The sequence below is a fragment of the Caulobacter sp. RHG1 genome, assembly GCF_013181195.1.
In the GTDB taxonomy this organism is placed as follows: Bacteria; Pseudomonadota; Alphaproteobacteria; order Caulobacterales; family Caulobacteraceae; genus Caulobacter.
In genome coordinates this window covers 848,469-861,938 of sequence record NZ_SMZP01000001.1, presented here as the reverse complement: position 1 = coordinate 861,938, position 13,470 = coordinate 848,469, and the positions used below count along the sequence as shown (strand labels likewise).

At 68.8% G+C, this 13,470-nt stretch carries 7 protein-coding genes; 2 read left to right on the top strand and 5 right to left on the bottom strand.

Features of this window, described 5'->3' with window-relative positions:
* Positions 1-256: 256 nt before the first annotated feature.
* Positions 257-1,684, bottom strand: a complete 1,428-nt coding sequence (locus tag E1H18_RS03915; RefSeq protein WP_172263828.1) for a serine hydrolase — start codon at positions 1,682-1,684, stop codon at positions 257-259.
* Positions 1,685-1,845: 161 nt separating this feature from the next.
* Between E1H18_RS03915 and E1H18_RS03910 the strand changes: the two genes are divergently transcribed.
* On the top strand, positions 1,846-2,832 hold the full coding sequence (locus tag E1H18_RS03910; RefSeq protein ID WP_172263826.1) for a sensor histidine kinase: 987 nt from the start codon (positions 1,846-1,848) through the stop codon (positions 2,830-2,832).
* A 138-nt stretch (positions 2,833-2,970) separates the two neighbouring features.
* Here the strand turns inward: E1H18_RS03910 and E1H18_RS03905 are convergent, their stop codons facing one another.
* From E1H18_RS03905 to E1H18_RS03895, 3 genes are read right to left on the bottom strand one after another with little or no spacing between them, the layout of a single operon-like run.
* Positions 2,971-6,114 (bottom strand): efflux RND transporter permease subunit, encoded by a 3,144-nt coding sequence (locus tag E1H18_RS03905; protein ID WP_172263824.1) that lies wholly within the window; start codon positions 6,112-6,114, stop codon positions 2,971-2,973.
* The gene (locus tag E1H18_RS03900; RefSeq protein WP_370526410.1) at positions 6,114-7,190 is read right to left on the bottom strand and encodes an efflux RND transporter periplasmic adaptor subunit; all 1,077 of its coding nucleotides are present in this window, start codon (positions 7,188-7,190) and stop codon (positions 6,114-6,116) included. Before E1H18_RS03900 ends, E1H18_RS03905 begins: the two co-directional genes overlap by 1 nt.
* Positions 7,187-8,650 (bottom strand): efflux transporter outer membrane subunit, encoded by a 1,464-nt coding sequence (locus E1H18_RS03895; RefSeq protein WP_172263820.1) that lies wholly within the window; start codon positions 8,648-8,650, stop codon positions 7,187-7,189. Before E1H18_RS03895 ends, E1H18_RS03900 begins: the two co-directional genes overlap by 4 nt.
* Positions 8,651-9,128: 478 nt before the next feature.
* On the opposite strand from E1H18_RS03895, the gene E1H18_RS03890 reads away from it, so the two are divergent.
* A complete protein-coding gene (locus E1H18_RS03890; RefSeq protein WP_370526409.1) occupies positions 9,129-12,191 on the top strand; it encodes a TonB-dependent receptor domain-containing protein in 3,063 nt (1,020 codons plus the stop codon).
* Positions 12,192-12,338: 147 nt separating this feature from the next.
* Here the strand turns inward: E1H18_RS03890 and E1H18_RS03885 are convergent, their stop codons facing one another.
* Positions 12,339-13,379, bottom strand: a complete 1,041-nt coding sequence (locus tag E1H18_RS03885; RefSeq protein WP_172263816.1) for an NAD(P)-dependent alcohol dehydrogenase — start codon at positions 13,377-13,379, stop codon at positions 12,339-12,341.
* Positions 13,380-13,470 lie beyond the last annotated feature (91 nt).

The following is a 13,470-nucleotide window of genomic DNA, read 5'->3' as shown; positions in this document are numbered from 1 at the left end:
GCGGCCGCACCGTCGGCGCCGGCGTCGTCGCCAAGATCGTCGAGTAATCGATCGATCCCAGCGACAGCTGAACTAAGCGAAGGCCCCGGAGAGCAATCTCCGGGGCCTTTTGCTATGGGGGTGGTCGAGATGCTCCCCCGCGATGCGGGGGAGCTGTCGCGGAGCGACTGAGGGGGCGAATGCGGCCTCGCTCCAGCTCGCCCCCTCCGGCCCTCTGGGCCACCTCCCCCGCATCGCGGGGGAGGATCCTCGTTTCCTACTTCACCCGGGCAAACCCGAACCGCTGCCCGTCCGCCTCCAGCGTTCCGCGATCCGGCCCGTCGAAGGTCACCACCACATCCTGTTCGACGACGAAGAAGCTCTGCGCCGCCGCCGGGATCAGCTTGAAGACCTGATCCTTGCGGATCTCGATCGTCATCGCCGGGCCGCCGTCGCGGATGTCGAAGGTTCCCAGACCCTGGATCTCGAACTCGCCGGCGAAACCGCGCTGGGCGTCCAGCGGCAGGGTGACGGCCGTGCGGGTGATCGGGCGCTGGTCCGGCCAGCCATAGGCCACGGCGATCCCGCGCAGGATGTCCTTGCCCAGCTGATAGCCCTGGTCGCCATTGGTCAGGATCACCGCGCCGTCGCCGGTCTCGGCGTGGCCGATCAGCGTGGCCTTGTAGCCGGCGTTCGAACCGTCGTGGAAGAAGGCCTGATCGCGGCCCTCGCCGATGATCTTGAAGCCCAGCGCCCAGCCGGCCGGCTCCGGCGTCAGCATGCGTCGCGCGGTCGCCGCCGACAGCACCTTGCCCTGATCCTGGCCCGCCGACCGCTGCAGGTCGATGACGAAGCGCGCCAGGTCGTTGGCGGTCGTCCACAGGCCCGCCGCCGCCAGCTCGGGATAGACGTGCGGCCCGCCGGCGATCGGCTGGCCGGTCCCGTCATGGGCCAGGGCGACGTCGCGGGTCCCGGCCGGCAAGGGCTGGTCATAGGTGCTGCGGCCCATGCCCAGAGGCTGGAGCACCGCCTTGCGGGCGATGGCCGGGAAGGGCGCCCCGGCCGCGTCGATCATCGCCTGCTGGACGATGGTGTAGCCGCCGCCGGAATAGCGGTAGGCCGCGCCCACGGGGGTGTCGACGCGCACGGCCGCACTGTTGGCCGGCGCGACCCCGTCCAGGATCTGCGGGGCGCTGGGCAGCGGCGCGCCCGCGGCATAGCCCGCAAAGCCGTGCACCGTCGTCCCGGCCGTGTGCGACAGCAGCCGGCGAAGCGTGACGGGACTGGCCCGGGTGAAGTCGTTCTCGGGCAGGCGCCAGCTCTTCAGGGCGTCGTTGATCGGCGCCTCCAGCGCCAAGGTTCCGTCCTGGACCAGACGCATGGCGGCGACGGCGGCGACCGGCTTGCTGACCGAGCCGGCCTGGAACAGCGTGTCCGGTCCGACGGCTGCGCCGCCCGGCGTGACCATCCCATAGCCCTTGACCCAGTCCAACTTGCCGCCGCGCACCACGGCGATGGCGACGCCCGGGACGTTCAGGGCGCGCATCGCCTCGTCCAGCCGCCGGGCGGGCGAGGGCGCGCCGGCGACCAGCACGGCGGGGAGCAGGCCGGTTTCGACCGCCTTCTGACGATCGGCGACGGTCTGCGCCTGGACCAGTGACGGCGTCGCCAGCAGCGCGCCCAGCGCCAGGGTCGAAAGCTTCATGCGAGGGTCCTTCCAATTGCACCGAACTTCGCCGTGGGCCTGGCGCCTCGCAACATAAGGTTTGGTAACGTCGCGCACGGCCTGGCTATGTCGGCTGCCGCCTTGACGGCGACGCACGAAAGGCTCAGCACCGACAATGGGTTCTCGGGGGAGACGCGCGTTTGGACTGGCGGCGGAAGATCAGCGGCAATCTGGGCGCGCGCTATGGACTGGCGTTGCTGGCCGCCGGCCTGGCGATCCTGGCGCGGTTTGGCCTGCACGACCTGCTGCCGGCCGGCTTCCCCTATCTGACCTTCTTTCCGGCCGTCGTGGTCTGCGCCTACTATCTGGGCCTACGCCCGGCGATCGTGTGCGCAGGCGTCTGCGGCCTGGCCGCCTGGTACTGGTTCATCCCGCCGTTCGGGGCCTTCGACCTGGGCACGCCGGTGCTGTGGGCGATCGGCTTCTATGCCTTCGTGGTGGCGGTCGACATCTTCTTCATCGACGGCATGCGCAAGGCGCTGGACCAGCTGGAGGGCGAGCGCGAGCGTTATGCCCAGCTGGCCGACAGCCGCGACCTGCTCTATCGCGAACTGCATCACCGGGTGAGTAACAACCTGCAGGTCGCCGGCGCCCTGCTGCGGCTGCAGGGGCAGGGGATTACGGACGTCGACGCCCGCCATGCGCTGGAACAGGCCGGCGAGCGCATCGAGGTGATCGCCAAGATTCAGCGCGAGCTGCACGACCGCACGGGCGATCCGGCCCCGTTCCGCGCCTTCGCCGAGGCCATCCTGTCCAGCGCGGCCTCAGCGGCGGGCGCTCGAGTGTCCCTGACCCTGGACGGCGGCGAGGCCCCGCTGCATTCGGACCAGGCCACCCCGGTGACGCTGGTGATGCTGGAGAGCTTCAACAACGCCCTGGAGCATGGCTTCGGCGAGACGGGTTCTGGCCGGGTGCTGGTCGACCTGGACCAGTCGGGCGAGACCCATGTGCTGACCGTTCGCGACGACGGCGCGGGACCGCCGGCCGGCTTCGATCCGGCGACGTCCAAGAGCCTGGGCCTGCGGATCGTGCGGGCGATGGCCCAGCAGCTGGGCGGCCGGTTCGAGATGGGACGCGAGGACGGCTGGACGGTGTGCCGGCTGAGCTATGTGGGGAAGGTGGAGTAGGGGCTCTAGATGCTCCCCCGTAGTACGGGGGAGCTGTCGCGGAGCGACTGAGGGGGCTAGTGCGGCCTATGTCCAGCTGGCCCCCTCCGGCCCTCTGGGCCACCTCCCCCGCATCGCGGGGGAGGATCTACCTGAACCCTACAGTCGATCCACCGGCGCTCCATGACCCTCGGCCTCGCGCGGCGTGGTCATCCGACCCAGCTTCGGCTTCAGCCACATCTCGAAGTCGTCGACGATCTCGTAGACCACCGGCACCAGCACCAGCGACAGCACGGTCGAGGTGATCAGGCCGCCGATCACGGCCACGGCCATGGGCTGGCGGAATTCCGAGCCGGTGCCGATGCCGAGCGCCGTGGGCAGCATGCCGGCCATCATCGCCAGGGTGGTCATGACGATCGGTCGGGCGCGCTCGTGACAGGCGTCGACGATGGCGTCGCGCTGGCTCATGCCGTCGCGCTCCTGCTCGATGGCGTACTCGACCAGCAGGATCGAGTTCTTGGCCGCCAGCCCCATCAGCATCAGGAAGCCGATCAGCGACGGCATCGACAGCGACTGGCCGGTGACCAGCAGGGCGAAGAACGCGCCGCCGATCGCCAGCGGCAGAGCCGACAGAATGGTGATCGGCTTGAAGAAGCTGCGGAACAGCAGCACCAGCACGCCGAACACCAGGCCCACCGCCGACAGCAGGGCGACGGCGAAGCCGGTGAACAGCTCGACGAACGCCTCCTGGTCGCCGGCCGAGGCGGGGCCGACGCCGGCGGGCAGCTTCTTCATCGTGGGCAGGTTGCCGACGTCGGTCATGGCCTGGCCGAGTTGCGCGCCGTTGTTGAGGTCGGCCTCGATGGTCACCTGCCGCTTGCGGGCGAAGCGGTCGATCTTGGCGGGACCCGCCTGGAACGACAGGTCCGCGACGGTATCCAGTCGGGTCGTGCCGCCGCTGGCGGTCGGCACGCGCAGGGCGCCCAGGGCGTCCAGGTCGCGGCGGCTGTCGGCCGGCAGGCGCACGCGGATCGGGATCCGGCGCTCGCCCTGGGTCATCTTGGCGACGTTGGCGTCGATGTCGCCGACCGTGGCCACGCGGGCGATGGCGGCGATGTCGGCCGAGTTGACGCCCAGGCGCGCCGCCTCGTCGGTCTTGGGCCGGATCAGGATCTCAGGACCGCTGGGCGGCGACGACGGACGCGGATCGGCGACGGTCGACAGCTTCTGCATCTCGCGTTCGATCTGGGCGGCGGTGCGTTCCAGCAGCGGGCCGTCCTCGGCGATCAGGATGGTCTGGACCTCGGACGTGCCCCAGTCGCCCAGCAGGTTGACGCGAGCATCGGGGATGTCGTGCAGGCCGTTGCGGACCTCCTGCTTGATCTCCGTCACCGTCAGGTCGCGATCGCCGTTCAGGACGATGGTGATGGTGGCGTCGCGGATGTCCGTGCCGCTCTGCCCGCCCCAGCCGCTGCCGATGTTCGAGCCGACCTGGGCGAAGACGTGGGCTACTTCCGGGCGTTTGCGGAACATGGTCGTCACCGACTGCACGGTGCGTTCCATGTCGGCCACGGTGGCGCCGGGCGGGCCCTGGACCTTCAGATAGTAGTAGTTGTTGTTGGCCGCCGGCTGGAAGGCGGTGGGCAGGAAGCCCGCCAGCATGATCGAGCCGATGAAGATCACGCCGCCGATGATGCAGGCCAGGATCCGGTGGTCCAGCGACCAGTCCAGCACGTTGCGATAGAAGCCCTTGAATTCCTTCCGCGGGTGCGGGTGCTTCGAGGGCTTCAGGAAGTAGGCGGCCAGCAGCGGCGTCAGCAGGCGCGCCACGACCAGCGAGAACAGCACGGCCACGGCGACCGTCAGGCCGAACTCCTTGAAGAACTGGCCGGGCGTGCCGGGCATGTACGAGACGGGCACGAACACCGCCACGATGGTGAAGGTGGTGGCCACGACCGCCAGGCCGATGGCGTCCGCGCCCTCCATCGCCGCCTGGTACGGCCGCTGGCCGCGGGCGACGCGTTTCTCGATGTTCTCGATCTCGACCACGGCGTCGTCGACCAGGATGCCGATGACCAGGGTCAGGGCCAGCAGGGTCACGACGTTCAGCGAGAAGCCCATCATCGCCATGAAGGCGAAGGTCGGCACCAGCGACACCGGCATGGCGATGGCGGTGATCAGGGTGGCGCGCCACTCGCGCAGGAACAGGAACACCACCAGCGAGGCCAGCAGCATGCCTTCCAGCAGGGTGTGCTCGGTGGCCGCGAAGCTGGCGCGGGTCTCGTCGACGGTCGAGAAGATCTTCACGAACGACACGCCGGCCTGCTTCTCGGCCAGGGCGTCGATGGCCCGCTTGACGTTGTCCTCGACGGCGACGTCGCTGCTGTCGCGGGTCTTCATCACCTGGAAGGCGACGACGGCCTTGCCGTCCAGACGAGCGAAGCCGCGTTGCTCCTCGGCGCCCTGGCCGACCTGGGCGACGTCGGTCAGCTTGACGTAGCGGCCGCCGGCGATGGGGATGGTGATGGCGCGCAGCTGGTCGACCGTGGTCGCCGCGCCCAGCACGCGCAGGGTCTGCTCGCGGCCGCCGATGCTGGCGCGGCCACCGGGGGCGTCGACGCTGAAATTGGCCAGGGCCGTGTTCAGCTGCGGCGCGGTGACCCCAAAGCTGGCCATGCGGTCCGGGTCGAGGATGACGTTGATCTCGCGATCCACGCCGCCGACGCGGGCCACCTGGGCCACGCCCTTTTCGCCCTGCAGGGCGCGGGTGACGGTGTCGTCGATGAACCACGACAGCTCCGACGCGCTCATGTTCGGCGCGGAGACGGCGTAGGTGATGATCGGCGCGCTTGTGATCTCCAGGCGCTGGACGATCGGCTCGTCCACCTCGCGCGGCAGGACGGCGCGGGTCTGGTCGACCTTGGAGCGGACCTCGTCGGTGACCTTCTGCAGGTCCTCGCCGAGGTTGAACTCGATCGTCGTGGTCGAGGCGCCCTGGACCACGGAAGACCGGATGGTCTTGACGTTGGAGATGCTGGCGACCGCGTCCTCGACGGGGCGGGTGACTTGCGTCTCCATCTCGCCCGGCGCCGCGCCGCTCTGGGTGACCGTCACGGTCACGGCGGGGAATTCGACGTTGGGGAACTGCTTGATCGGCAGGCTGAGATAGGCGCCGACGCCGGCGATCATCAGGATGATGAACAGCAGCGCGACCGGGATCGGATTGCGGATCGCCCAGGCGGAGACCATCAGCTGGCCAGTAGAGTGGCCGCCGGGCGGGTTCGTCTTGCCGTCTCCAGACATCAGCGGGCCGCCTGGTTGGCCGGAGCCGGGCGAACGACGTCGCCGTCGCTGACGAAGGACGCGCCGCCCAGGACGATGCGCGTACCCGCCGGCGGGCCCTGGACCAGCTGAGCCCAGCCGCCGCCCTTCTGGCCGATCTTCACGGCGGTCTGGTGGGCGCGATTGTTGCTATCGACGGTCATCACGAACAGGCCGTCGGCCTCGTAGCGGATGGCGGTCTCGGGGATGGCCGTCACCGGCGCGCCCGAGGCGCCGAACACAGCGCGGCCGAAGCCGCCGGGGCGCAGGTCGGGACGCACGGGCAGGCGCACGCGCACCTTGCCCAGGCGGTTGTTGCTGTCGACGCGCGGGCTGATCAGGCGCACCACGCCGGAGATCGACTGGCCGCCGGGCAGGGAGACCTGGGCCGATTGACCCTCGCGGATCCCGGCCAGGGCGGCTTCGTTGACCTCGGCGTCCAGCTCGACCAGGCCGTCGCGGGCGATGGTGAACCACGGGGTCGTGCCGCCGCCGGCGATTTGGCCAGGCTGCACGCCGCGTTGCAGCACCCGGCCGCTGACCGGCGAGGTGATGGTCATGCGCGAGGCGCGGGTGCGCAGCTCACGCAGCGCCGCCTCCTGCGCCTTGGCCTGATAGCGACGGGTCTCGATCTGCTCCTGGCTCAGCACGCCCTGGCCGTCCAGGCCGGAGACGCGCGCGGCCTCGGCCTGCGACTGGGCGGTTACGGCCGCCTGCTGGTCGATCTGGGCGCGCAGCAGGGTGTCGTCCAGCTGGGCCAGCGGCTGGCCGGCGCGGACCCAGTCGCCCTCGTCGGCATAGAGACGCGCGACGCGATAGCCGGTCAGCTCCGAGCCGACGGCGGCTTCCTCGCGCGAGACCAGCAGGCCCGAGGCCTCGACCCCGCCGCCCAGCGGGCGCGTCTCGACGCTGCCGACGCTGACGGTGCGCGCTTGGGACGCGGCGGTCTTGGGGGCTTCCTTGTCCTTCTTGTCGCCACAGGCGGTCAGGCCCACGGCGACGGAAACCAGGGCGGTGGCGATCATCAAGGAGCGGGTCGTCATCGTGTCGGGTCTCATTGGGCGTTGGGCTTTGCGGGGATGGACTCGGGCGACCAACCGCCGCCGAGCGCCTTGTAGGTCTGGACGGCGCGTTGCAGCGCCTGGGTCTGGGCCCCTGTCAGCGCCGTGCGGCTGCTGCGCCAGGACTGCTCGGCCTGCAGGGCCGTGGTCAGGTCGGTCAGGCCGGCGGCGTAGCCCTTGCGGCTGGCCTCGTAGGCCGAGGCGGCGCTGCGCTCGCCGGCGGTCAGCAGCACGACGCGGCGCTGGTCGGCGTCCTGCTGCACCAGGGCGTTCTCGGTTTCGCCGAACGCCTTCTGCACGGTCTGCTCATAGGTGATGGCGGCCTGCTCGACGCGGGCGCCCTGGGCCTTGATGTCGGACATCAGCTTGGGGATGTTCAGCAGCGGCAACGAGAGATTGCCGCCCAGGCTCCAGGCCGAGCTGGTGGTCGACACCGTCTGGCCCGGCGACAGGAAGCTGGGGCTGATCTGCTTGGTGATGCCGATGCTGGGCGTCATGGTCAGGGTCGGAAACAGCGCCAGCTCGTTGACGTTCAGATTGCCCGAGGCCGAGGCCAGGCGGGCGGCGGCCTCGCGCACGTCGGGGCGGCGGGCCAGCAAGGCGCCGGGCGCGGCGGCTGGGACCGGCGGGGCTTGGGCCAGCACCGGCTCGACCGGCAGGCTGGCCAGTGGGTCCACGCCCTTGCCGACCAGGATCAACAGGCTGCGGCGCGAGGCCTGAAGCTCGGCTTCCAGCTGGGCGACCTGGGCCTGAGCCTGCGCCAGATCGGCGGCGGTGCGCTCGCCTTCGGACGTCGCCGACAGGCCGCGGCGGCCCTTCTCGGCCGAAACATCGTACAGGCTCTGAGAGATGCGGGCGTTCTGGCGAGCGTCTTCCAGCTGCACGGCATAGCCGCGGGCCTCGAAATAGGACTGGGCGACATTGGCGGCCAGGGCCGCGCGAGCGCCCTCATAGGCGAAGCGGGCGGCGGCCAGGTCGTTGTCGACCACGCGGCGGGCGGCGCGGCGGCGGCCGATCAGGTCCAGCTCCCACGAGACGTCGAAATTGGCCGCATAGGTCTTGGTCACCCCGCCCAGGGTGAAGGCGCCCGAACCGCTCTGATCGATGATGTCGGTCTTGGTGCGCGAGGCCGAGCCGACCACCGGGGTCTGCGGGATATAGAGCTCGCGGATCTGGCCCTGACGCACGGCGCGGGCCTCGTCCAGCTTGGCGGCGGCCAGGCGGGCGTCGGGGCTGTTGGCCAGGGCGGTCGTAACCAGCTCGTTCAGCACCGGGTCGTCGAAGGTCGTCCACCACTGATCCAGGGCCTGGGTCGCCAGCGGCGAGCCTGCGGGCACCTCGTAGGCGGCAGGCAGGCGCGCATCGACCTTGGGCGCGGGCGTGGCGCAGGCCCCCAGCAGAAGAGCCAGCCCCGAGACGGCCAGCAGCGGAGAAGCGCCGGTCTTGGCGAGACGCATGAATTCAAAACCCGGTTAGTGCGGTTCGCTGGCGCGCCTTGGGCGACCAACGTTTTCAATTAGGCGAGGCTGGGGCCGTGGGAAACCCCTCATGCGCAGGCTTTGGCGAAGCTTATGTTGCAGCGCACTCAGTTCTAAGCCGTCGCGGCGCCCATACTTGTCAGCAGGGTGTCGCGCCAGATCCACGGCTGAGGCCTGTCCCGACAGCGGTTGACGTCGCGGCAAAACATACCGCATCATCGAAACATCTGTTCGGCTCTGAAGGTCGAGCAAGGTCCCGCCGTTGGCGGCGAGGTCAGTAAGCGTTGCTTTTCAAGTGTCCGGCCCGGTGGAGACCAAGGCTTGTCGACCCAAGAAGGCGCATCACCGAGTTTCGAAAACGAACGCTCAGAGCGGCGTGTCGGCCTGGCTGACCGCGTGATGCTCCGTGTCCGGATTGGTCGCGCCTGCCAGGGGAAGGCGCCGCCCGACTGAACGAATGCTCCGGCCCCGCGAAGACGGGCGCCGGTCAAAAAACAAACGAGGGAGGGAATTGCAGATGAACCGAACCAGCTTCCTGCGCGGGGGCTCCAGCCTCGCCTTGGCGATCGCGCTGACCAGCGGCGTGGCGCACGCCCAGCAGAGATCGAACGAAAGCTCGACCCAGGTCGATGAGGTGATCGTCACCGGCTCGTTCATCCGGGGCACCCCCGAGGACGCGGCCCTGCCCGTGGAGGTGATCGGGGCCGAAGAGCTGCAGAAGCGCGGTTCGCCCTCGACCGTGGAACTGCTGAAGGCCCTCTCGGTCTCGAACGGGGTTCTGGGCGACACCAACCAGTTCGATAGCCGCGCCCAGGGCTCGGAAGGCTCGGGCTCGGTCAATCTGCGCGGCCTGGGCTCGCAGCGCACCCTGGTGTTGATGAACGGCCGGCGCCTGGCGATCAACCCGTTCGGCCAGGCTGGGGCCGGTATCGTCGACACCAACATCATCCCCGCCGCCGCCATCGGCCGGCTGGAAGTGCTGAAGGACGGCGCGGCCGCCACCTACGGCTCGGACGCCATCGCCGGCGTCGTCAACTTCATCACCAAGAAGAACGTCAACGGGCTGGAGGTCGCCGGCGACTACCGCCACATCAAGGGCTCGGACGGCGACTACGGCCTCAACGCCACCTGGGGCAAGACCTGGGACAACGGCAACATCCTGGTCAGCGCCGGCTGGCAGCACCGCTCCAAGCTGTCGATCGCCGAGCGCGACTGGGCCAACACGCCGTACCTGACCAATCCGGAAGCCGGCTGGTCGGCGGCGGGCAATCCTTCGTCCTTCATTCCCCTGGCCAGCACCACCAGCGGCATGCGCGACCCGGCCTGCGCGGGCCTGGGCGGCTATCCGGGCTTCAGCGGCCTGACCCCGGTCTGCTACTGGCACTACACGCCGTTCGACAATCTGGTCGAAAAGTCCGACGCCGTGCAGATCTACGGCGAGATCAACGCCGACCTGTCGGCCAAGACCAAGTTCCACGTCGAGGTGCTGTACGCCCATACCGACGTGCCCGAGTGGAACACCTCGCCGTCCTATGCGGCCCTGGCCGTGCCGACGGCGGAAGTCGCGCCGGCCGCCGCCCTGGCCGGTCGTTATTTCGTGCCGGCCAGCAATCCCGGCCTGATCGCCTTCATGGCCGCCAATCCGACGGTGCAGCTGACCAACCTTGTCACCGGCGCCACCTCGACCTCGCCCAGCGCGATCTTCGCCGGCGGGGCGCTGAACGTCGCCAACCGGCCGTTCGGCATCGGCGGCAATCCCAAGTTCGGCTACGGCCCCTCGATCGGCGCGCGGGCGTTCGACGCCTTCCGCGTGTCGGCCGACCTGAAGGGCGAGTTCGACAACGGCATCGGCTGGGAAATGGCCCTGACCTACAGCCAGGAGGTCGGTATCCGCACGGGCTACGACACTCTGGTCAACCGGTTCGCCCTGGCCCTGCAGGGGCTGGGCGGTCCCAACTGCGACACCAATCCCTCGATGCCCGGCATCCAGGGCACGCCCGGCCAGGGCGGGTGCATGTATTACAACCCCTTCTCCAGCGCGATCCCCAGCAACGCCATCTCCGGCGTGGCCAATCCGGGCTTCAATTCGGCACTGGCCAACAACAAGGACCTGGTCGACTGGTTCTTCAAGAAGCTGTCGACCAAGCAGTCCTCGCGCCTGTTCGTCGGCGAGGCGGTGCTGAACGGCAAGACCAATATCAGCCTGCCGGGCGGCGACATCGCCTGGGCGGCCGGCGCGCAGTACCGCCGCAGCTTCTTCAAGGCCGACTACAACGACATCAGCAACGCCCTGATCAATCCGTGCGTCAACACGCCGGACTTCGGGGTGACCACCTGCACCGGGTCGGCCCGCAACGGCCCGTTCATGTTCTTAGGCGTGGGCACGCCGTCGGATAACCAGAGCGACGTGATCGCCGGCTTCGGCGAACTGTCGCTGCCGATCACCGAGACCGTCCAGGCCCAGCTGGCCGCGCGCTACGAGACCTATGGCGGCGCGATCGGCTCGACCTTCAATCCCAAGGCCTCGATCCGTTGGCAGGCCACGCCGTGGATGGCCCTGCGCGCCTCGGCCGGCTCGACCTTCCGCGGTCCGCCGGACCCGCTGACCACCACCACCTCGGTGACCTCGCTGCAGGGCATCCTGGGCGTGTTCCGCGCCGTCGACATCTTCAGCAATCCGAACCTGAAGCCGGAAAAGGCCAAGACCTATAACTTCGGCCTGCTGTTCAACGTCGGCGACTTCAAGGGTAGCGTCGACTACTTCATGTTCGACTTCGACAATCCGATCGTCGCCGAACCGGTCGCGGGCATCACCAATGCGCTGTATCCGAACGGCGCGGCGGGCGCGAACAACTGCGCCAATCCGGCCTATGCGGCCCTGGTGGCGCGCTTCACCTTCAACGGGGCCTGCGCTACGCCGACCACCAGCATCGCGCGGCTGAAGACCTTCTATGTCAACGGTGCGAGCGTGAAGAACTCGGGCTTCGACTTCAACGCCGAGTACCGTTTCCGCGGCGTGATGGGCGGCGACCTGACCCTGGGCGGCACCGCCACCTACGTCCAGAAGTACGAGGTCGGCGAAAGCCAGGTCGAGGGGATCACGGTCGAGAAGGCCTTCGATGCGGTCGGTCTGCTGAACTATCAGACCACCGTCGTGCCGATCCCGCAGTGGAAGGGCGACGTCTTCGCCGAGTGGAACACCGGGCCGCACAACCTGCGCCTCTCGGTCCACTATATCGACGGCTATACCGACCAGCGCATCGCGCCGTTCGCGACCAACGCCTACAAGGACACCACGGGCGCGGGCGTGACGATCAGCGCCGGCAAGCAGATCAAGGCCCAGGTGCTGACCAACCTGGCCTACCGCGTCTTCCTGCCCTGGGACACGACGGCGACCGTGGCGATCACCAACCTGTTCGACAAGGACCCGTCCTACGCGCGGCTGGACCTCGGCTACGACCCGTTCACCGGGGACCCGCTGGGCCGGACGTACAAGTTTGGTCTGCGGAAGAAGTTTTAGGCGCCTGCCCCCATCCGTTTCCCAGGCGAAGGCCGGGGCCCAGATGGAGGGGCGCTGGGGCGGGTTCTATGAACTCGGAGTTCATCCAACTCGCCCCAGCGCCTTGAGATCTGGGTCCCGGCTTTCGCCGGGAAGATCGGACTTGAGTTACAGCGTCGCCATGTCGATCACGAACCGATAGCGCACGTCGCTCTTCTGCATGCGCTTGTAGGCGTCGTTGATCTGGTCGATCGAGATGGTCTCGATGTCGGCGACGATGTTGTGCTCGCCGCAGAAGTCTAGCATCTCCTGGGTCTCCTTGATCGAGCCGATCATCGAGCCAGCCAGGGTGCGGCGACCGGGGATCAGGGCGAAGGCGTTCAGCGACACCGACTCCTCGGGCGCCCCGACCAGCACCATCGCGCCGTCCACCTTCAGCAGGCCCAGATACGCGCCCCAATCTAGGCCGGCCGAGACCGTGCAGATCAGCAGGTCGAATTCACCGGCCAGGGTCTTGAAGGTCTCGGGGTTGCTGGTGGCGTAGTAGTGGGCCGCGCCCATCTTCAGTCCGTCGTCCTGCTTGGACAGGGTCTGGCTCAGCACCGTGACTTCCGCGCCCATGGCGTGGGCCAGCTTGACGCCCATGTGGCCAAGACCGCCCATGCCCAGGATGGCGACCTTCTTGCCGGGACTGGCGTTCCAGTGGCGCAGCGGCGAGTACAGGGTGATGCCGGCGCACAGCAGCGGGGCGGCGGCGTCCAGGGCCAGGTTGTCGGGGATCGACAGGACATAGCCTTCCTTGACCACCATGTGGTCGGAATAGCCGCCATAGGTGGGCAGGTCCGAACCCGGCTGCGGGTTGGAATAGGTCTGGATCAGGCCGGGCATGTACTGCTCGCGGTCCAGGTCGCGCGTGGCGCAGCCGATGCAGCTGTCGACGAAGCAGCCGACGCCGACCCGGTCGCCTTCCTTGAACTTGGTGACGGCAGAGCCGACGGCGGTGACCACGCCGCTGATCTCGTGGCCGGGCACCAGCGGATAGATGCTCATGCCCCAGCCGTTGTCGACCATGTGCAGGTCCGAGTGGCAGACGCCGCAGTGCTTGATGGCGATGACGACGTCGTCGGCGTTGGGTTCGCGACGGTCGAAGGTGAAGGGCGCGAGCGGCGCGCCGGCGGCTTGCGCCGCATAGCCTTTGGCAGTGGCCATCGGGATGTTCCTTGGATTGGGGAGCGATCGGGGAGGATCGAACGTCGCCAGGATTGCCACGGCAACGCGGGCGAGCGTGATCCCGATCCTG

What these genes read in the sequence shown, in the direction of transcription:
- E1H18_RS03905 (WP_172263824.1), bottom strand. Translation starts at nt 6,114, where the DNA reads ATGTCTGGAGACGGCAAGACGAACCCGCCCGGCGGCCACTCTACTGGC.
- E1H18_RS03915 (WP_172263828.1), bottom strand. Translation starts at nt 1,684, where the DNA reads ATGAAGCTTTCGACCCTGGCGCTGGGCGCGCTGCTGGCGACGCCGTCA.
- E1H18_RS03895 (WP_172263820.1), bottom strand. Translation starts at nt 8,650, where the DNA reads ATGCGTCTCGCCAAGACCGGCGCTTCTCCGCTGCTGGCCGTCTCGGGG.
- E1H18_RS03900 (WP_370526410.1), bottom strand. Translation starts at nt 7,190, where the DNA reads ATGAGACCCGACACGATGACGACCCGCTCCTTGATGATCGCCACCGCC.
- E1H18_RS03885 (WP_172263816.1), bottom strand. Translation starts at nt 13,379, where the DNA reads ATGGCCACTGCCAAAGGCTATGCGGCGCAAGCCGCCGGCGCGCCGCTC.
- E1H18_RS03890 (WP_370526409.1), top strand. Translation starts at nt 9,129, where the DNA reads ATGCTCCGGCCCCGCGAAGACGGGCGCCGGTCAAAAAACAAACGAGGG.